The organism is Sphingomonas oryzagri, assembly GCF_029906645.1.
Classification (GTDB): domain Bacteria; phylum Pseudomonadota; class Alphaproteobacteria; order Sphingomonadales; family Sphingomonadaceae; genus Solisphingomonas; species Solisphingomonas oryzagri.
The window spans coordinates 932,651-950,674 of record NZ_JARYGZ010000001.1 but is presented as its reverse complement, the minus strand read 5'-3'; the positions used below and the strand labels follow the sequence as shown (position 1 = coordinate 950,674).

The following is an 18,024-nucleotide window of genomic DNA, read 5'->3' as shown; positions in this document are numbered from 1 at the left end:
CGCCACCGCAGTGCGGCATGATCCACACCATGACGGGGGATCGTCACATTCAGCGCCTGATAAGGAGCGGGTTGGCATGATGTCCAGCATGCTCCATCGACGGGTGATGCTAGTCAGTCCCTTCGCGCTCTTCGCCGCCGCCGCCGTCGGTGCCTCGCTCACCCCGCAGCAGGTCGCCTGGTATCGCAGCCAGCTCGGTCTTTCCGCCGTGATGCCCGCCTCGACAGGCGGTTATACCTACGCGCCGCCGGCCGCGAGCAGCGCCGGGCTGCAGGCCGATCCGATCGCCGAAGCACTCGTCCAGTGGCGACGCCTGCGGCAGTCGAGCAACCTGCTGTTTCAGGATTACGCCAATTTCCTGCTCGCCCATCCGGGCTGGCCCGGCGAATCGGCGATGCGAAAAATGGCGGAACAGCAGATCCAGGCGGACGTTACGCCGCCGGATGCCGTGATCGCCTTCTTCACCCGCTTCCCGCCGACCACCGGCACCGCACAGCTCCGATTCGCCGAGGCGCTCTATGCGCGCGGTCGTGCGCCCGAGGCTCAGGCGGCGGCCAAGGCGGCATGGGCGTCGGGCCAGCTCAACATCGTCGACGAGGGGCGACTGACCACCACCTTCGGCTCCGCGTTGACGCAGGACGATCAGGACAAACGCATGGAAGCGCTGCTTTGGGCGCGCAACACCGGTGCGGCGCAGCGACAGCTCGCCTTGGTCAGCCCAGCCCGGCAGGCGCTTTACGGCGCGCGGCTGGCCTATCAGCTCCGCTCGCCGGATGCGGCGCAGCGGGCATCGGCGCTCGGCACGACGGCGAACAACGACGCTGGCTACCTGATCGATCGCTCGACCTGGCTGCGCATGACGGGGCAGGAAGGCGTCGCGCGGATCGAGATGGCGCAGCCGCACCGGCTCGATGCACCGGCCTATGACGGTCGCCGCTTCATGGAGCAGCAGCTTTCGTTCGCGAAGGGGGCCGCCAATGACGGCAACTGGGCGCAGGCCTATGGCATCGCCAGCCAGCTGACCGACATCTATCCGATCGGCGCCGATCTGCGCACGCTGCCCTTCGCCCAGCGCGACGTCTACACCAGCCTCGCCTGGCTGGCGGGTACGGCGGCGATGCAGCACCTCCAGCACCCGGCCGACGCGATGACGATGTTCCGCCTCTACGGCGACGCCTCGCAAAGCCCGTACTCGCGCGCCAAGGGCTATTACTGGGCGGGTCGCGCCGCACTGCTGGCCAACGATCAGGCGAGCGCGCAGAGCTATTTCGCCAACGCCGCCGCCTTCCCCGACCAGTTCTACGGCCAGCTCGCGCTGGAGCGGACGGGCCGCCCCGTCCCCGCCCCTCAGCTTGCCGACTATACGCAGATCCCCGAGGCCGATCGCGCCACGTTCGAGAGCCGCGAGGTGGTGAAGGCCGCGCGCATCCTCGGGCAGCTCGGCGACTGGACCGACCAGAGCGTGTTCCTCCGCGTCATCGGGCAGCAGGCCGCGCTGTCCGATTCGGACCACCTGCTCGCCGCCAACCTCGCGCGCGAACTGAACCGAATGGACCTGGGTGTGATGGCCGAACGCGCCGCCAAGCCGGAAAGCGCCAGCGATTATGTCCGCTCGGGCTTCCCGACGCTGCCGGTGCCGAGCGACCTCTCCAACAATTTCTCCTTCATCCACGGCATCATGCGGCAGGAGAGCCAGTTCGACCGGCAGGCCGTCTCCGGCGCCGGCGCGCGCGGCATGATGCAGCTGATGCCGACCACCGCGCGCGAGCAGGCGGGGCAGCTTGGCCTGCCCTACGACTTCATGCGGCTGACCAGCGATCCCGGCTACAATATGGAGCTGGGATCGGCCTATTTCGGGCGGATGATGGATGCGTTCGGCGGCAACTACATCCTCGCCATCGCGGCCTACAATGCGGGCGCGGGCAACGTCCGCAAATGGCTCGCCACCAACGGCGATCCGCGTTCCGGCGGGGTCGACCCGGTGGACTGGATCGAGGCGATCCCGTTCGGCGAGACGCGCGGCTACGTTCAGAACGTGCTGGCCAACGTGGTGGTCTACGACACGATCAACCCGAACCGCACCGGGCAGAGCAACGCCAACCGGCTGTCCTACTATCTCGGCAAGCGCAATCCGGGCTGATTGGCATGGACCGGCCCAACTACATCACGCAGCAGGGCTATGCGGCGATGCGCGCGGAGTATCAGCGGCTGTTCGAGACCGAGCGCCCGGCTCTGGTCGAGACGATCAGCTGGGCGGCAGGCAATGGCGACCGCTCCGAGAATGGCGACTACATCTATGGCCGCAAGCGGCTGCGGGAGATCGACCGGACGCTGAACCGCCTGTCGAAGAAGATGAAGGCGGCGCAGGTCGTCGATCCCGCCAAGCAGGCCGAGCGCGGCAAGGTGTTCTTCGGCGCGACCGTGACGATCGCCGACGAGGATGACAACCAGCGCACCGTCACCCTCGTCGGCGAGGACGAGGCGGAGGCCGGGCAAGGCCGGATCAGCTGGCACTCGCCCCTCGCCCGCGCGCTGCGGGGCGCGGCGCTTGGCGACCTGCGCCGCGTGACGCTGCCGGGCGGGATCAAGGAATATGAGGTGATCGGGATCGAATATCCCGCCTGATCAACGGCTTTACAGCGCGCCCCGAGTGGTTAAGCCTTGGGATCATGGGGGATACAGCGCGCGCATGGACGTTGCCGTTGATCGGCAGACGGTGGTTGCCGGCCTATCGGCTGGCGTGGATCGCACTGTTCCTGATCACGGTCGCCTCGCAGATCGCGATGGTGGTGACGACGCTGCGATCGGAGCCGGCCGAAACCGCCTTTCGCCGCGCCGGCCTCATCGCGCAGTCGTCACCGGAGGGCATCGTCCTCGATCGCTTCGGCGAGGCACCTGAAACCAGTGCGGTGCAATCGGGCGACATGCTGGTCGCCATCGACGGCCACGCCATCGCACCCGGCATGAGCTGGAACGACCCGTCGGTGGTCGCCCTGCTCGCACGGCCCGAGGGCACGCGGATCAGGCTCACGATCCGCAGCGGCGATGCCGCGCCGCGCGTGATCGTGACCATGCCGAGCAGGGCGCATCTCGAACAACGCTACGCCCATGCAGGTATCGACTATATCGGCCATAGCCGGACCATCATCGCGCTCACCGCGATCGGATCGGTGCCGTTCCTGCTGACCGCATTGCTGTTGTTCCGCCGCCGCGCGCGCGATCCGGTGGTGGCGCTGATCAGCACCGGCATGGTGCTCAACCTCGCCTATCTGGCGCAACTCTATCCTCCGCTGCCGACCTGGCTGAAGGTTCTGCCACTCGGCGCCTCGACGCCGCTGCTGATGATCGGCCTGCTTTTCTTTCCGGACGGCCGCCTGCAGGGCCGCACGGCGCGCTGGGCGTTCGCCCTGTCGGTGCTGAGTGTCTTCGCCAACTTCGCGACGCCCTATCTGTCCGACGTCTGGTCGACGCCGCTGTTCGTGGTGCAGGCACTGGCCTTCCTGCTCGCCGTCGTCTCGGTGGTCCTGCGCTATCGCCGGCTACCACCCGGCATGGCGCGCCAGCAGATGCGCTGGGTGCTGTTCGGGCTGATCACCTGCCTCGCCCTGCTCGTCCTCTATGTCGCGATCCAGTTCGTCCTCGACGCCAGCACCGATCCGGCGCTGCGCATCTGGCTCGACATTGCCGGCGAAGCCCTGAGCAGTCTCGAATCCTGGGCCTTCTCGCTCGGCTTCCTGGTCTCGCTGCTGCGCTATCGCCTGTACGATGCCGACGCGCTGATCAGCCGCTCCGCCGCCTATGCCTGCCTGACGCTGATGCTGGGCGCCGTCTTCGCCGGATCGGAAACCGCGCTGGAGGTGGCCGGCGGCCAGTTCCTCGGCCAGAATGCCGGCACTTTCTCCGCCGGTGTCGCCGCCGCGATCGCGACGGCCGTGGTGGCGCCGGCGCACGGCCGCATCCACCACTGGGCGGAACATCGCTTCCAGAAGGCATTGGTACGGTTGCAGCAGGGCCTGCCGCGCCTGCTTGCCGACATGCGCGAGACGGCCGAATTGCCGGTTCTGCTGGCCGTCGTTCTCGAACGGGTGACGCATGGCGTGCGCTCGTCGCGCTCCGCGATTCTGCTGGGCACGGGCAGCGACTGGCGGGTCGCCGCGATACGGGATGTCGAGACAGCGCAGGTCGAAAATTGGCAATCCCGCCAGCCCGAGCCGGCGACCGACAGCATCGACCTTGATCGCGACGACCCGGTGTTTCCGGTGCGGGTGCCGCTGGTGCTGGAGGAGGCGGGAACGGTCGGCTGGCTGCTGCTCGGCGCGCGGCCGGACGGCAGCCTGTTCGGCAAGGACGAGCGCGAGGCGCTGGCGGACGTGGCCGAACCGATTGCCCGCGCCGCCTTCATCGTCGAGCGCCGTGCTACCCGCGAGGCGGCGCTCCACGCGCGCATCGAGCGGCTGGAACGCGCCCTCACGGTTAACGCCGCTTCAACCTGACCAGTTTAGGGCGGCAGGATGCGGCTTCAGCAGGTCACCGAGCGCTATCTATGGATCGTCGGCAATCTGCTGATGATCGGCCTATTCGCTATCGATATCTCCCAGCTTCACGGTTTCCGTGTCGGCGACAATGTGATGTGGGGGCGTGATTTCCTGAACCTCTGGGCCGGCGGGCGACTGGCGATCGAGGGCAGGCTCGACGCGCTCTACGACCTAGGCCGCTATCACGATTTCCTGCAGGCAAATTTCGGCCCGCTGGCGCTGCACATCTATTCCTATCCGCCCACCTCGCTGCTGCTCGACGTGCCGTTCGGGGCGCTGCCTTATGCGCTGGCCTATGCGCTGTGGACGATCGGCGGGGCAGCCTTGTTCTTCTTCGCCGCGCGACCGTACATGCGCGAGGCGGGACTGCCCGCCTGGCTGGCGCTCGCCACGCCCGCCGCGACGATCAACCTGTGGGCGGGGCATTTCGGCTTCCTGATGGGGGCGCTGTGGCTGCTGGCGTTCCGCGATTTCGATGTGAAGCCGAAGCGCGCCGGCATCACCACCGCGCTGATGGCGGTGAAGCCGCACGTCGCGTTGCTCATTCCTCTGCTGCTGCTGCGCCGTATGCGATGGACGACGATGCTCGTCTCGGGTGCCGGCGTGGGAGTGATCGGCGTGGCGAGTCTCATCGCCTTCGGACCGGATCTGTGGCGCACCTATGTCCACACGACCGCTACGCTCGAAGTCTCGACGATGGGCATGGGCGGCCAGTTCTTCCAGACGATGATGACGAGCACGATGGTCACCATGCGCCAGCACGCGCTGACCATGCCGCTGGCCGGCATGGCACAGGTGGCGACGGCGGTGACGGCGGTCGTCCTGCTGTGGCGCGCCGCCAAGCCGGGCGTGCCACTGGCGAGCCTCTGCTTCCCGGCGGCGACGGCGACCTTCCTCGTCCTGCCCTATGCCTTCGATTACGACATGACGGTGGCCACGCTCGGCATGATACTGACGCTGCATCGCCGCTGGGATGCGATGACCGGCTGGGAGCGTGCCGCGCTGGGGGCGGGATTCCTCGTGCCGCAGGGCTGCATCCTGCTGGCGATGGCAGGCATCCCGCTGGTACCGGGGATCCTGCTTGTCGCTCTGGTGGTGCAGATGCGGGCGGAGGGTCTTTTTTCTCCTCTCCCTGAAAGGGAGGGGCCGGGGGTGGGTTGGCCGGCGGTGGGCGTCTCCGTATCCTGAGACAAACCCACCCCTAACCCCTCCCTTTCAGGGAGGGGAACGACCTCACCCCTCTACATCGATCCCGAAATGCTCCTTGGCGAGCTTCGCGACCTCCGGATCGGCCGCCGGCGGCTTCATCGGCACCGCTTTCTCCAGCACGTCGGCGATGTGGGTCAGCGCGGCGATGCGGGCATATTTCTTGTGGTTGGCGTCGATCACCTTCCACGGCGCCCAGCGCGTGTCGGTGCGATCGAACATATCCTCCATCGCCGCGAGATAGTGATCGCGCTTGTCGCGGTTGCGGAAATCGTCGGCGGCCAGCTTCCAGCGCTTCCAGGGATGCTCCAGCCGGGCCTTCAGCCGCTTGTCCTGCTCCTCCTGCGTGGTGTGCAGGAAGATCTTGATCACCGGCGTACCGCTATCCTTCTGCTGCGCCTCGAACTCGTTGATCTCGTCATAGGCGCGGCGCCATTCCTTCTCGGAGGCGAAACCCTCGACGCGCTCGACCAGCACGCGGCCGTACCAGCTGCGATCGAAGATGTTGATGTGCCCGTCGGGCGGCAGCTTGGTCCAGAAGCGCCAGAGGAAGTGGCGCGCGAGTTCGGGCGGGGTCGGCGCCTTGATCGGCCAGACCTCGAAATAGCGCGGGTCCCAGCCCGAGGTTAGCCGCTGGATGGTGCCGCCCTTGCCGGCCGCGTCCCACCCCTCGAACATGATGATCGCACGCCGCTTGTGGACGATGTGCGCGACCTGGATCTGCTCGAGACGCGCCTGCACGGCGGCGAGCTGCTCGGCATAGTCGCCGTCCAGCTTCGTGTCTTTCTCATAGTCGGCCAAGCGGATCGCCATGCTCTTGGAGCTAGGCGACCGCTTGCCCGCTTGCGAGATAGGGTAACGCGGGGTGCGTCCCACCACGGCACAGTCTCCTCGTTCGTTACGGCCGAGGAGGAAAAGACCTTCAGCCCTTGTGCGGTTCCACGATCTTGGGAAGATCCTTCTGCGCTTCCAGCGTGCGGATGTGGAGTTCACGCAGCTGCTTGATGCCGGCGGGCGACGGCGCGCCCATCAGCAGATCCTCGGCCTTCTGGTTCATCGGGAACAGCGTGATCTCGCGGAGGTTCTGCGCGCCGCACAGCAGCATCACAATGCGATCGACGCCCGCCGCCATGCCGCCATGCGGTGGCGCGCCGTACTGGAAGGCACGGTAGAGGCCGCCGAAACGCTCCTCGACGTCCGCCTTCGACAGCCCGACCAGCTCGAACGCCTTGACCATCGTCTCGGGCGACTGGTTGCGGATCGATCCGGAGGCGATCTCGTAGCCGTTGCAGACCATGTCGTACTGGAAGGCCTTGAGCGACAGCGGATCCTGCCCGTTCAGCGCCTCCAGCCCGCCCTGCGGCATCGAGAAGGGGTTGTGCGCGAACTCGACCTTCTTCTCGTCTTCGTCCCACTCGTAGAAGGGGAAGTCGACGATCCAGCAGAGCGCGAACCGATCCTTGTCGATCAGGTCGAGCTGTTCGGCGGCACGGGTGCGCGCGAGGCCGGCGAGCTTGGCCGCCGCCGCCGGGGTGCCGGCCGCGAAGAACACGCCGTCGTTCGGGCCGAGGCCGAGCGCCGCGATCAGCTTGGCGGTCGCCTCCTCGCCATGGTTCTTGGCGATCGGGCCGCCGGGGACGCCATCCTTGATGTTGATGTAGCCGAGGCCCGAATAGCCCTCGCCGCGCGCCCAATTGTTCATGTCGTCGAAGAACTTGCGGCTGCCCGCCCCCGCGCCCGGCGCCGGGATCGCACGGATCACGCTGCCGCCCGCGACCAGCGAGGCGAAGATCCCGAAGCCCGAGCCATGAAAATGATCGGTGACGTCTACGATCTCGATCGGGTTGCGCAGATCCGGCTTGTCGGACCCGTATTTCAGGATCGCCTCGCTATAGGGGATGCGCGGGAAGCTGCCCGAGGGCGTCACCGGTTTTCCTTCCGCGAACTGCTCGAACACGCCGGCGATCACCGGCTCCATCGTGTTCCACACGTCTTCCTGCGTGACGAAGCTCATCTCCAGATCGAGCTGGTAGAATTCGCCCGGCAGGCGATCGGCGCGCGGATCCTCGTCGCGGAAGCAGGGCGCGATCTGGAAATAGCGATCGAAGCCCGCAACCATCAGCAGCTGCTTATACTGCTGCGGCGCCTGCGGCAGCGCGTAGAACTTGCCCTCGTGGATGCGGCTCGGCACCAGGAAGTCGCGCGCGCCCTCGGGCGAGGAGGCGGTGAGGATCGGCGTCGAATATTCGGTGAAGCCGGCATCTTCCATGCGGCGGCGCATGTCGCGGATGATCCTGGTGCGCGTCACGATGTTGGCGTGCAGCGTCTCCCGGCGCAGATCGAGGAAGCGGTAGCGCAGGCGCACGTCCTCGGGATATTCCTGCTCGCCCGCGACCGGCAGCGGCAGCTCGGCGGCGGCGGAGAGGATCGTTACGCTCTTCGCGCGCACCTCGATCTCGCCGGTGGCGAGGTTGGGGTTCACCGCTTCCTTGGCGCGCGCCTCGACCACGCCGTCGATGGTGATCACGCTCTCGGCGCGCACCGTCTCCAGCGCGCGCAGCGCCTCCGAATCCGAATCCGCGACGATCTGGACGAGGCCGTAATGATCGCGCAGATCGACGAACAGCACGCCGCCATGATCTCGAACGCGGTGCACCCAGCCGGAAAGACGGACATTCTGCCCGACGTCGCTGGCACGAAGCTGGGCGCAGGTGTGGGTGCGATAGGCGTGCATCGGAGATACGGTCCGTCTGAATAATGAAAGGCCGTGCGCTTCCGGCGCCAAGCCCTCTTTGTCAAGGCGCGGCGGTCTGTTTATGGAAGGTTCATGCTTATTCATCCGCTTGTCACAGACAGTGATACCCTTGCCGACCTTTGCAGCCGCCTCGCCAACAGCCCCTATGTGGCCGTGGATACCGAGTTCATGCGCGAGAACAGCTACTGGCCGGAGCTGTGCCTGATCCAGATCGCAGATTCGAACGAGGCCGCCGCGATCGATCCGAAGGCGCCGGGCATCGACATGACGCCATTGCTCGACCTGATGGTCAACAATGACGAGGTGCTGAAGGTCTTTCACGCCGGCGGGCAGGATCTCGAGATCGTCCACAACCTGACCGGCAAGACGCCCTTCCCGCTGTTCGACACGCAGATCGCGGCGATGGCGCTGGGGATGGGCGAGCAGGTCGGCTATTCCAACCTCGTCGAGAGCTGGACGGGCATCAAGCTGGACAAGGGCGCGCGCTTCACCGACTGGGCACGCCGCCCGCTCGACAAGCGCCAGATCGACTATGCGATCGGTGACGTCACGCATCTGGTGAAGATCTTCCCCAAGCTGCTCGACAAGCTGAAGCGCACCGGGCGCGGCGCGTGGCTGGATCAGGAGATGGAGCGGCTGGGCGATCCGGCCAACTACGTCAACGAACCCGATCAGGCATGGCACCGCGTCAAGGTGCCGAGCCGCCGCCCGGAGGTGCTGGGTCGCCTCAAGGCTCTGGCGGCATGGCGCGAGCGCGAGGCGCAGGGCAAGGATCTGCCGCGCGGCCGCATCATGAAGGACGAGACGCTGGCCGACATCGCCAGCCACCCGCCGCGCGAACAGAAGGATCTCGCCAAGGTGCGCGGCCTCTCGCAAAGCTGGGCCGGCAACGACATCGGCGCGCGGCTGATGGGCGCGCTGGAGGCGGCGACCAACCTGCCCGACGACGAGATGCCGGCGCGCGAGGATCGCAAGCCCGGCCTCGGCAAGGATGGCGCGCTGGTGGCGGACCTGCTCAAGCTGCTGCTCAAGATCCGCGCCAAGGAAACCGACGTCGCGCCCCGGCTGATCGCGCGTTCGGACGATCTGGAAGCGCTGGCGGCGGGGCGGCGCGACGGCCTCTCGATCCTCGAAGGCTGGCGCTACGAACAGTTCGGCCGCGACGCGCTCGATCTGGTCGAGGGGCGCATGGGTTTCGCCGTGCAGAACGGCAAGCTCAAGATGACCCGGCTGGACGACGCCGAGGGCTGAGGCGCTACAGCGCCAGCTTGCCCAGCATGTCGATGTGCCCCTGCACCACCGGCGCGATCTTCGCGGCGGCGGCCTTGAGGTGTGGCGCCCTGCCCGACGCCGCATAGCCCTGCATCAGCGCCAGCGCATCGGCGTGCGCGGCCTTCTGCTGGGTGATGTAGAGGCTGTCGCGCGCCGCGCCCTTCGAGGCGGAAAGCGCCGCGAGATCGGCCTGCTGCTTCGGCGACATCACCGGCGTCACCGCCACGCCATCCGCCTTGGCTGCCGCCTTCACCATCGCGGTGCTCTGCGTGTGGTCGGTGGTCATCTGCTTCGCGAAGGCGGCAACGTCGCTGTTGGTGGAGGTCGTCATCATCGCCGCCTCCTTCAGCTCCCACATGTCGCCGGCGCCGGCCTTTGCGACGAAATCGCGGCCGGACATCGGCGCTGCTGCCCATGCCGGTATCGACAGAGCGATTGCGAAAAGGATTCCCATCGGGGTGCGGATACGCATCGGCTGTCTCCTGCCCCCGGACGCCATCCTAGAACGCATCACGCATGAAAGCGATGCCGCCCCTTGCCGCCCCGACGCCGCCATGCCACCTCTGGCCCCAATATGCGGGAGAAGGAACTGAGGCTGGCGCTGGTCTGCTACGGCGGAATCAGCCTCGCCGTGTATATGCACGGCATCACCAAGGAGATCTGGCATCTCGCCCGTGCCAGCCGCGCGTATGTGGCCGGCGACGAGTGCGAGACCGAGAGCGAGGCCGTCTACCGCCGCCTGCTGGAATGCATGGCGCAGGAAGGCGACGTCCACCTGCGCGTGCTGGTCGACATCATCGCGGGCGCGAGCGCGGGGGGGCTGAACGGCATCTTCCTCGCGCAGGCGATCTCGCGCGGACAGACGCTGGAGCCGCTGACGAAGCTCTGGCTGGAAAATGCCGATGTCGAGCAACTGGTCGATCCCGAGGCCAAAGCCGGCAACCGTTTCTCCAAGCTGTGGGCCACGCCGATCGCCTGGGCGTGGGCGAGCCGCCAGTCGGGGCTGGAGGAGACGGTCGAACCCGCCGCCCGTGCCGAGGTCCGCTCGAAACTGGGTGCCTTCGTGCGCGGTCGCTGGTTCGAGCCGCCCTTCGCCGGCGCGGGCTTCACCGCTTTGATCCTCGACGCGCTCGACGCGATGGCGACCGGCCCCGGCGGCCCGCCGCTGCTGCCCGATGGCCAGCCGCTCGACCTGATGGTGACGGTCACCGATTTTCACGGCCACCCCGAGCGGCTGAAGCTCCATTCGCCCGACGAGGTGATGGAGACCGAACATCGCCTGACATTGGGCTTCACCGATCGCGGCTTGCCCGACGCGGACGGCGTGCGCACCATCGCGGACCCGGCCGAGCTGGCCTTCGCGGCGCGCGCGACGGCCAGCTTCCCCGGCGCCTTTCCACCCTTCCATGTCGGCGAACTGGACGCGGTGCTGGCCGAACGCGAGCGCGAATGGCCCGGCCGCGACGACTTCCTCGCCCGCGCCCTTCCCCGCCACCATGCCGCCAGCCATGTCGAATCAGCGGCTCTCATCGACGGATCGGTGCTCGCCAACGCGCCCTTCCGCCCCGCCGTCAACGCGCTGCGTAACCGGCCGGCGCGGCGCGAGGTCGATCGCCGCTTCGTCTATATCGATCCGCATCCGGGCAAGCGCAGCTTCCGCCTGTCTGGCGGCGCGGCCGAATTGCCGGGATTCTTCCAGACGATCTTCGGCGCGATGTCCGACATTCCGCGCGAACAGCCGATCCGCGACAATCTCGAATCGATCGAGGCCCGGTCGCAGCGGATCGAGCGGATGCGCAGCCTGACCGACGCGATTCGTCCCGAGGTGGAGGCGGCGGTGGAAGACGCGCTCGGTTCCACCTTCTTCCTCGATTCGCCGACGCCCGCGCGGCTGGTGAGCTGGCGCGCCAAGGCGCACGAGCGGGCCACCAAGGGTGCGGGCTACGCCTTCGCCTCCTACGGCCACCTCAAGCTCAACAGCGTGTCGGAGGAGTTGGCGATCCTGCTCCACTCGCTCGCCGGCCCGGCGCACCGACCCTCGCTGCCGGCCTATCGCGACGCGATCGCCGGCTACGTCTCCGAACAGGGCCTGCGCGACATGCACGCGCTGTCCGCTAATGGCGCCTCCGACGCGGCGGTGCTGTTCTTCCGCCGCCACGATCTGCGGTTCCGCATCCGCCGCCTGCGCTTCCTCGCCCGCCGGATCGAGGCGATGGAGCAGGCGGGCGAGGTGCCGCGCGAAGCCGCGCAGACGATGCGCGAAGGGCTGTTCGACGCGCTCACGCCCTATCTCGACCGGCAATCGGACGATTTCTTCGATGAGCCGTCGCGCGCCGCTGCGCGCATAGCGGTCGAGCAGACCGGCGCCGCGCTCGATTGGGTGGCGCAGACGCGCGGCCTCGCCGCTCTCGACGATGCCGCCGACGTGCGGCTCGCCACGGCCTTCACCGCCTTGCCCAAGGGCGATGCGCGGCGGCGGATGCTGCTCGCCTATCTCGGCTTCCCCTTCTACGACATCGCCATCCTGCCGCTGCTGCAAGGTGAAGGGCTGGACGAGTTCGATCCGGTGAAGGTCGATCGCATCGCGCCGGAGGATGCCCGCGCGATCCGCTCGGGCGGCGCCGAGGCGACGCTCAAGGGCATCCAGTTCAACAGCTTCGGCGCCTTCTTCAGCCGCGCCTATCGCGAGAACGACTACCTTTGGGGCCGCCTCCACGGCGCAGACCGGCTGATCGACATCGTCGCCTCCACCATGCCCGCCGGCCGCACGCTCCGCCCCGGCGCGATCGCCGGCATGAAGCGCGAGCTGTTCCGCGCCATCCTTGCCGAAGAGCGGGACCGGTTGAAGCATGTGCCCGAATTGTTCGATGCGCTGGAGCGCGAGGTCGGGTGAGCTTTCGGCCCCTCCCTTGAAAGGGTGGGCCAAGAGACTCGCTTCCCGCAACGATCCCGCATAGTCTCGGCACCATGCAGTTTCTCAAGACCCTGTTCTGGGTAGTGCTCGCGATCGTCGCGGTGGTGTTCGCGATGAACAACTGGCAGCCTGTCAAGGTGATGCTGTGGGGCGGGCTGATCCTCGAGATCAAGCTGCCGATCCTGGTGTTCGGCGCTTTCCTGATCGGCTTCCTGCCGACCTTCGGCTGGCACCGCGCCTCGCGCTGGCGACTGCAGCGCCGGATCGAAAGTCACGAGCGCGCACTGGCCGACATACGCGGTGTCGATCCCGCCCCGGCCTTGACGCCGGCGCCCGGCTCGATCATCGAGCCGCCCGCCCCGATCCCAGACAAGGCGCCATGACCCACCGTTCTCCCATCTTCGTCGCGCTCGACACGCCAGAGATCGAACATGCCAAGGCGATCGCCGCCAAGGTTCGCCACCATGTCGGCGGCATCAAGCTCGGCCTCGAATTCTTCGCCGCCAACGGCCGCCCCGGTGTGCGCGAGATGGCGGCGCTCGGCCTGCCGATCTTCCTCGATCTCAAGCTGCACGACATCCCCAACACGGTCGGCAAGGCGATGCACTCGCTCGCCACGCTGGAGCCGGCGATCGTCACGGTCCACGCCTCGGGCGGCCGCGCGATGATGGAGGATGCCAAGGCGGCCGCGCCGCTCGGTACCAAGGTAGTGGGCGTGACGATGCTGACCTCGCTGGACGAGAGCGACATCGACGCCGTCGGCTTCCGCGGCAACGCGCACGATCAGGTGACGCGCCTGACCGAACTCGCCCGCGAGGCGGGGCTGGACGGTGTGGTCTGCTCGGGCGCGGAGGTGAAGGCCGCCAAGAAGCTCTGGCCGGGCGGCTTCTTCGTCGTCCCCGGCGTGCGGCCTGCGGATGGCGTGGTCGGCGACCAGAAGCGCGTGGTGACGCCGCGCCAGGCGCTCGATCACGGCGCCTCCGTGCTGGTCATCGGCCGCCCGATCACCAAGGCCGAGGATCCCGACATCGCCGCCCGCGCGATTGAGGCGACGCTTTGACGTCATCCGCGATGCAGGGCGGTTGCCACTGCGGCGCGGTGCGGTTCGAGGCGGAGTTGACGGACGGCTTCACCACGATCCGCCGTTGCACCTGCTCCCTTTGCCGACGCCGCGGCGCCGTTGCTGTGTCCGCCAAGATGGGCGGCGTGACCATCATCGCGGGTGCGGACAAGCTCACCAGCTATCGCTTCAACACCGGCACGGCGGAGCATTTCTTCTGCTCGGTCTGCGGCATCTACACGCACCACCAGCGCCGATCGAACCCCAACGAATATGGCGTCAACGTCGCGTGCCTCGATGGCGTCAGTCCGTTCGATTTCGCGGAAGTGCCGGTGCTCGACGGGGAGCGCCACCCCAATGATCATGGCGGCGAGGCACGGCTAGCGGGCGTGCTACGGTTCGAGCCGCGCTAGCTTCGCGCTGGGCGTGGCGCCTTTCCGTGCCTATATGCCGCCCATCATGCCAGTTTCCGCCAAGATATGCGGGCTTTCCACGCCCGAAACCGTCGATGCCGCGATCGGGGGCGGGGCGAGTCATGTCGGCTTCGTCTTCTTCCCGAAAAGCCCGCGCGACATCGTGCCGGAACGCGCCGGACAGCTGGCAACGCCGGGCCATCTCGGGCGGATCGGGGTGTTCGTCGATCCCGATGACGCGCTGCTAACCCACGCCGTGACGGCGGCGCGCCTCACCGGCGTGCAACTCCACGGCGAGGAGACGGCGGAGCGCGTCGCGGCGGTGAAGGCGCGGCTCGGTGTTGAAGTGTGGAAGGCGGTGCCGGTACGGACCCGTGCCGATCTCGACGCCGCGCGCGCCTATCGCGGGGTCGCGGATCGCATCCTCTACGATGCCAAAACGCCGAAAGGCACGCTGCCCGGCGGCATGGGGCTGCGTTTCGACTGGAAGCTGCTCGACGGCTTTCAGCACCCGTTGCCCTGGGCACTGTCCGGCGGACTCGACGCAGCGAACGTCGCTGAAGCCATCGGCATTACCGCCGCGCGGCTGGTCGACGTGTCCTCGGGCGTGGAAAGCGCGCCGGGCGTCAAGGATGTGGACAAGATCGCCGCCTTCTGCAAAGCGGTATCCGCATGTTGAAACGGGCCGTTCTCACCGGGTGCGCCGGAGCACGATGGCGCTGATCGCTTCTCCCACGACGAAGCGGACGCCCACCCTTATCCGGAAGACTTGAGACATGACCGACGCCCTGACATTGCCCAATTCGCTGCGCGCACAGCCCGACACCGACGGCCATTTCGGTGAATTCGGCGGTCGCTACGTCGCCGAGACGCTGATGCCGCTGATCCTCGATCTCGAGCGCGAATATCGCGCGGCGCAGGCGGATGACGGCTTCAAGGCCGAGCTGGACGGCCTGCTCAAGCATTTCGTCGGCCGCCCCTCGCCGCTTTATTATGCGGAAGGGCTGACCAAGGCGCTCCGCAAGGACGCGCCCGCCGGCAAGGGCCCAAAGATCTACTTCAAGCGCGAGGATCTGAACCACACCGGCGCGCACAAGATCAACAATTGCATCGGCCAGATCCTGCTCGCCTTGCGCATGGGCAAGACGCGGATCATCGCCGAGACCGGCGCCGGCCAGCACGGCGTCGCCACCGCGACGGTCGCGGCGCGCTTCGGCCTGCCCTGCACGATCTTCATGGGCGCGGTGGACGTCGCCCGCCAGCAGCCCAACGTGTTCCGCATGAAGCTGCTCGGTGCCGAGGTGCGGCCGGTCACGTCGGGCGCGCAGACGCTCAAGGACGCGATGAACGAGGCGCTGCGCGACTGGGTCGCGAACGTCCACGACACCTTCTACATCATCGGCACTGCAGCCGGCCCGCATCCCTATCCGGAGCTGGTCCGCGATTTCCAGTCGGTGATAGGGATCGAGGCCAAGCAACAGATATTGGAGGCGGAAGGCCGGCTGCCCGATCTGCTGGTCGCGGCGGTGGGCGGCGGATCGAACGCGATCGGCCTCTTCCACCCCTTCCTCGACGATGACGGTGTCGCGATGCTCGGCATCGAGGCGGCGGGGCACGGCATGGACACCGACAAGCATGCCGCCAGCCTCAACGGCGGCCAGCCCGGTATCCTCCACGGCAACCGCACCTATCTGTTGCAGGACGAGGACGGCCAGATCACCGAGGCGCATTCGATCTCGGCGGGGCTCGACTATCCCGGCATCGGCCCCGAGCATAGCTGGCTGCACGAGATCGGCCGCGTGAAGTACGAAGGCATCACCGACGCGCAAGCGATGGACGCCTTCCAGCTCTGCTGCCGCGCGGAGGGCATCATTCCGGCGCTGGAAAGCGCGCACGCCATCGCAGGAATCGTCCGCAAGGCACGGGAGATGGACGAGAACCAGATCGTCGTCCTCAACCTCTCCGGCCGCGGCGACAAGGACATCTTCACCGTCGCGGACGAGATGGGGGTGAAGATATGAGCCGGCCCAAGCTGTGGTGCGGCGCCGCCCTCTTTACCGGCTTGCTGATTCTGCTCAGCCAGATTCAGAGCCATGTGTTCTGGCATAAGCCCTGGCATTTGGATTGGCAGATGGCGCTGGTCTGGTTGATCCTGACTGTCTGCTGCGTCGGCATGGAAACACGGCGCCAGAAAAGAGCAAAACGATGAGCCGCCTCGCCACCACCTTCGCCCGCCTGCGCGCCGACGACCGCGCAGCGCTGGTCGCGTTCGTCACTGCCGGCGATCCCTCGCCCGCGCACACGCCCGCGATCCTCGACATGATCGCCGAGGCCGGGGCGGACGTGATCGAGCTCGGGATGCCCTTCACCGATCCGATGGCCGACGGCCCCGCGATCCAGGAGGCGAACATCCGCGCGCTCGGCGCCGGCACGAAGACCGCCGACGTGCTCGCCATCGCCAGGGGTTTCCGCGCGAAGCATCCCGACGTGCCACTGGTGCTGATGGGCTATGCCAATCCGATGCTCATCCGGGGTGCGAGCTGGTTCGCGCAAGCCCTTGAGCACGCAGGTATTGACGGCGTGATCTGCGTCGATGTGCCCGCCGAGGAGGATGCCGTGCTCGGCCCGGCGCTCCGCGCGAAGGGCGTCGATCTCGTCCGCCTCGCCACCCCCACCACCGATGCCGCGCGGCTGCCAGCGGTGCTGGAGGGCGCATCGGGTTTCCTATATTATGTCTCGGTCGCCGGGATCACCGGGCTGCAGCAGGCCGCGACCGACAGCATCGAGGCCGCCGTCGCCAAGCTGCGCGCCGGCACCGATCTGCCGATCGCGGTGGGCTTCGGGGTCCGCACGCCGGAACAGGCCGCCGCGATCGCGCGGGTGGCGGATGGCGTGGTGGTCGGGTCGGCGATCGTCGATGCGCTCGCCAAGGCCGGCGGCGATCCCGAACCGGCGCGTGCGCTGGTATCACAATTGGCGGACGCGGTACGGACCGCCCGCGTAGGAGTAGAAGCATGAGCTGGATCGACCGGGTCCGCAACGCCATCCCCTTCGTCGTCAAGCGCGACACGCCGGAGAATCTCTGGCACAAATGTCCGCAATGCGGCGCGATGACCTTCCTCAAGGAATATGAGGAAAACCAGAATGTCTGCCCGAAGTGCGACCATCACGGCCGCATTGGTGCTGCCAAGCGCTTCGACACGATCTTCGACAGCGGCGTCCACACGCCGCTGCCCGCGCCGACCGTGCGCGAGGATCCGCTGAAGTTCCGCGACACCAAGACCTATGCGGCGCGCCTCAAGGCCGCGCGCACGACCAGCGGCGAGCAGGACGCCTTCCTCAACGCCAAGGGCGAGATCGAGGGTCGCAAGGCGGTGGTCGGCGTGCAGGATTTTGCCTTCATGGGCGGATCGATGGGCCTCGCGGTGGGCGCGGCCTTCGTGGCGGGTGTCGAGGCGGCGATCGCCGAGAAGGCTCCGTACATCGTGTTCACGGCCGCTGGCGGCGCGCGGATGCAGGAGGGCATCCTCAGCCTCATGCAGATGCCCAAGACCACGGTAGCGATCCAGAAGCTGCACGAGGCGGGCCTGCCCTATATCGTGGTGATGACCGACCCGACGACCGGTGGCGTGACGGCGAGCTACGCGATGCTGGGCGACGTCCAGCTGGCCGAGCCGGGCGCGCTGATCGGCTTCGCGGGCCAGCGCGTGATCGAGCAGACCATCCGCGAGAAGCTGCCGGAGGGCTTCCAGCGATCGGAATATCTGCTGGATCACGGCATGCTCGACATGGTGGTGCACCGAAAGGACCTGCGCGAGACGCTGGCGCGGCTGATCGCCTATCTGGTGCCGGAGAAGGCGGCCGCCTGA

Annotated in this window: 17 protein-coding genes; 14 read left to right on the top strand and 3 right to left on the bottom strand. The window is 67.4% G+C overall.

Annotated features, from left to right (window positions below; genetic code table 11):
• The first annotated feature begins 76 nt into the window (after positions 1–76).
• The 4 genes from QGN17_RS04485 to QGN17_RS04470 are packed head-to-tail and all read left to right on the top strand — an operon-like array spanning position 77 to position 5,723.
• Positions 77–2,140: a lytic transglycosylase domain-containing protein gene (locus QGN17_RS04485; protein WP_281043311.1), complete on the top strand. Its 2,064-nt coding sequence runs from the start codon at positions 77–79 to the stop codon at positions 2,138–2,140.
• Between the two features lie 5 nt (positions 2,141–2,145).
• Positions 2,146–2,625 carry a transcription elongation factor GreB gene (gene greB, locus QGN17_RS04480; protein ID WP_281043310.1) on the top strand — a complete coding sequence of 160 codons (480 nt, stop codon included), beginning with the start codon at positions 2,146–2,148 and terminating at the stop codon, positions 2,623–2,625.
• A gap of 44 nt (positions 2,626–2,669) precedes the next feature.
• The gene (locus QGN17_RS04475) at positions 2,670–4,493 is read left to right on the top strand and encodes a hypothetical protein (protein WP_281043309.1); all 1,824 of its coding nucleotides are present in this window, start codon (positions 2,670–2,672) and stop codon (positions 4,491–4,493) included.
• An 18-nt stretch (positions 4,494–4,511) separates the two neighbouring features.
• Complete coding sequence (locus tag QGN17_RS04470) at positions 4,512–5,723, top strand: glycosyltransferase family 87 protein (RefSeq protein WP_281043308.1); 1,212 nt, start codon at positions 4,512–4,514, stop codon at positions 5,721–5,723.
• A 45-nt stretch (positions 5,724–5,768) separates the two neighbouring features.
• On the opposite strand, the gene QGN17_RS04465 is transcribed toward QGN17_RS04470, so the two are convergent.
• Positions 5,769–6,554: a polyphosphate kinase 2 family protein gene (locus tag QGN17_RS04465; RefSeq protein WP_281043307.1), complete on the bottom strand. Its 786-nt coding sequence runs from the start codon at positions 6,552–6,554 to the stop codon at positions 5,769–5,771.
• 109 nt (positions 6,555–6,663) lie between these two features.
• Complete coding sequence (gene aspS, locus QGN17_RS04460) at positions 6,664–8,475, bottom strand: aspartate--tRNA ligase (protein ID WP_281043306.1); 1,812 nt, start codon at positions 8,473–8,475, stop codon at positions 6,664–6,666.
• A gap of 93 nt (positions 8,476–8,568) precedes the next feature.
• Here aspS and rnd point away from each other — a divergent pair, with 93 nt between their 5' ends.
• A complete protein-coding gene (rnd, locus tag QGN17_RS04455; protein WP_281043305.1) occupies positions 8,569–9,747 on the top strand; it encodes a ribonuclease D in 1,179 nt (392 codons plus the stop codon).
• A 4-nt stretch (positions 9,748–9,751) separates the two neighbouring features.
• On the opposite strand, the gene QGN17_RS04450 is transcribed toward rnd, so the two are convergent.
• Positions 9,752–10,240, bottom strand: a complete 489-nt coding sequence (locus tag QGN17_RS04450; RefSeq protein WP_281043304.1) for a DUF4142 domain-containing protein — start codon at positions 10,238–10,240, stop codon at positions 9,752–9,754.
• A gap of 102 nt (positions 10,241–10,342) precedes the next feature.
• On the opposite strand from QGN17_RS04450, the gene QGN17_RS04445 reads away from it, so the two are divergent.
• The 9 genes from QGN17_RS04445 (at position 10,343) to accD (ending at position 18,024) form a co-directional block, all read left to right on the top strand.
• Positions 10,343–12,661, top strand: coding sequence for a patatin-like protein (locus tag QGN17_RS04445; protein ID WP_281045139.1), 2,319 nt, complete (start codon positions 10,343–10,345; stop codon positions 12,659–12,661).
• 74 nt (positions 12,662–12,735) lie between these two features.
• A complete protein-coding gene (locus QGN17_RS04440; protein ID WP_281043303.1) occupies positions 12,736–13,065 on the top strand; it encodes a LapA family protein in 330 nt (109 codons plus the stop codon).
• Positions 13,062–13,742 carry an orotidine-5'-phosphate decarboxylase gene (gene pyrF, locus QGN17_RS04435; protein WP_281043302.1) on the top strand — a complete coding sequence of 227 codons (681 nt, stop codon included), beginning with the start codon at positions 13,062–13,064 and terminating at the stop codon, positions 13,740–13,742. The genes QGN17_RS04440 and pyrF overlap by 4 nt, the downstream gene beginning before the upstream one ends.
• Positions 13,739–14,155, top strand: coding sequence for a GFA family protein (locus tag QGN17_RS04430; protein ID WP_281043301.1), 417 nt, complete (start codon positions 13,739–13,741; stop codon positions 14,153–14,155). The genes pyrF and QGN17_RS04430 overlap by 4 nt, the downstream gene beginning before the upstream one ends.
• A gap of 46 nt (positions 14,156–14,201) precedes the next feature.
• Positions 14,202–14,834, top strand: a complete 633-nt coding sequence (locus tag QGN17_RS04425) for a phosphoribosylanthranilate isomerase (RefSeq protein WP_281045138.1) — start codon at positions 14,202–14,204, stop codon at positions 14,832–14,834.
• A gap of 97 nt (positions 14,835–14,931) precedes the next feature.
• Positions 14,932–16,176 (top strand): tryptophan synthase subunit beta, encoded by a 1,245-nt coding sequence (gene trpB, locus QGN17_RS04420; RefSeq protein WP_281043300.1) that lies wholly within the window; start codon positions 14,932–14,934, stop codon positions 16,174–16,176.
• Entirely contained in the window at positions 16,173–16,364 is a 192-nt protein-coding gene (locus QGN17_RS04415) for a hypothetical protein (protein ID WP_281043299.1), read from the top strand. Before trpB ends, QGN17_RS04415 begins: the two co-directional genes overlap by 4 nt.
• Positions 16,361–17,173 (top strand): tryptophan synthase subunit alpha, encoded by an 813-nt coding sequence (trpA, locus tag QGN17_RS04410; protein ID WP_281043298.1) that lies wholly within the window; start codon positions 16,361–16,363, stop codon positions 17,171–17,173. The genes QGN17_RS04415 and trpA overlap by 4 nt, the downstream gene beginning before the upstream one ends.
• Positions 17,170–18,024, top strand: coding sequence for an acetyl-CoA carboxylase, carboxyltransferase subunit beta (gene accD, locus QGN17_RS04405; protein WP_281043297.1), 855 nt, complete (start codon positions 17,170–17,172; stop codon positions 18,022–18,024). Before trpA ends, accD begins: the two co-directional genes overlap by 4 nt.

What these genes read in the sequence shown, in the direction of transcription:
- QGN17_RS04475 (WP_281043309.1), top strand. Translation starts at nt 2,670, where the DNA reads ATGGGGGATACAGCGCGCGCATGGACGTTGCCGTTGATCGGCAGACGG.
- accD (WP_281043297.1), top strand. Translation starts at nt 17,170, where the DNA reads ATGAGCTGGATCGACCGGGTCCGCAACGCCATCCCCTTCGTCGTCAAG.
- QGN17_RS04450 (WP_281043304.1), bottom strand. Translation starts at nt 10,240, where the DNA reads ATGCGTATCCGCACCCCGATGGGAATCCTTTTCGCAATCGCTCTGTCG.
- trpB (WP_281043300.1), top strand. Translation starts at nt 14,932, where the DNA reads ATGACCGACGCCCTGACATTGCCCAATTCGCTGCGCGCACAGCCCGAC.
- rnd (WP_281043305.1), top strand. Translation starts at nt 8,569, where the DNA reads ATGCTTATTCATCCGCTTGTCACAGACAGTGATACCCTTGCCGACCTT.
- QGN17_RS04470 (WP_281043308.1), top strand. Translation starts at nt 4,512, where the DNA reads ATGCGGCTTCAGCAGGTCACCGAGCGCTATCTATGGATCGTCGGCAAT.
- QGN17_RS04445 (WP_281045139.1), top strand. Translation starts at nt 10,343, where the DNA reads ATGCGGGAGAAGGAACTGAGGCTGGCGCTGGTCTGCTACGGCGGAATC.
- QGN17_RS04440 (WP_281043303.1), top strand. Translation starts at nt 12,736, where the DNA reads ATGCAGTTTCTCAAGACCCTGTTCTGGGTAGTGCTCGCGATCGTCGCG.
- QGN17_RS04425 (WP_281045138.1), top strand. Translation starts at nt 14,202, where the DNA reads ATGCCAGTTTCCGCCAAGATATGCGGGCTTTCCACGCCCGAAACCGTC.
- QGN17_RS04485 (WP_281043311.1), top strand. Translation starts at nt 77, where the DNA reads ATGATGTCCAGCATGCTCCATCGACGGGTGATGCTAGTCAGTCCCTTC.
- greB (WP_281043310.1), top strand. Translation starts at nt 2,146, where the DNA reads ATGGACCGGCCCAACTACATCACGCAGCAGGGCTATGCGGCGATGCGC.
- QGN17_RS04465 (WP_281043307.1), bottom strand. Translation starts at nt 6,554, where the DNA reads ATGGCGATCCGCTTGGCCGACTATGAGAAAGACACGAAGCTGGACGGC.
- aspS (WP_281043306.1), bottom strand. Translation starts at nt 8,475, where the DNA reads ATGCACGCCTATCGCACCCACACCTGCGCCCAGCTTCGTGCCAGCGAC.
- QGN17_RS04415 (WP_281043299.1), top strand. Translation starts at nt 16,173, where the DNA reads ATGAGCCGGCCCAAGCTGTGGTGCGGCGCCGCCCTCTTTACCGGCTTG.
- pyrF (WP_281043302.1), top strand. Translation starts at nt 13,062, where the DNA reads ATGACCCACCGTTCTCCCATCTTCGTCGCGCTCGACACGCCAGAGATC.
- trpA (WP_281043298.1), top strand. Translation starts at nt 16,361, where the DNA reads ATGAGCCGCCTCGCCACCACCTTCGCCCGCCTGCGCGCCGACGACCGC.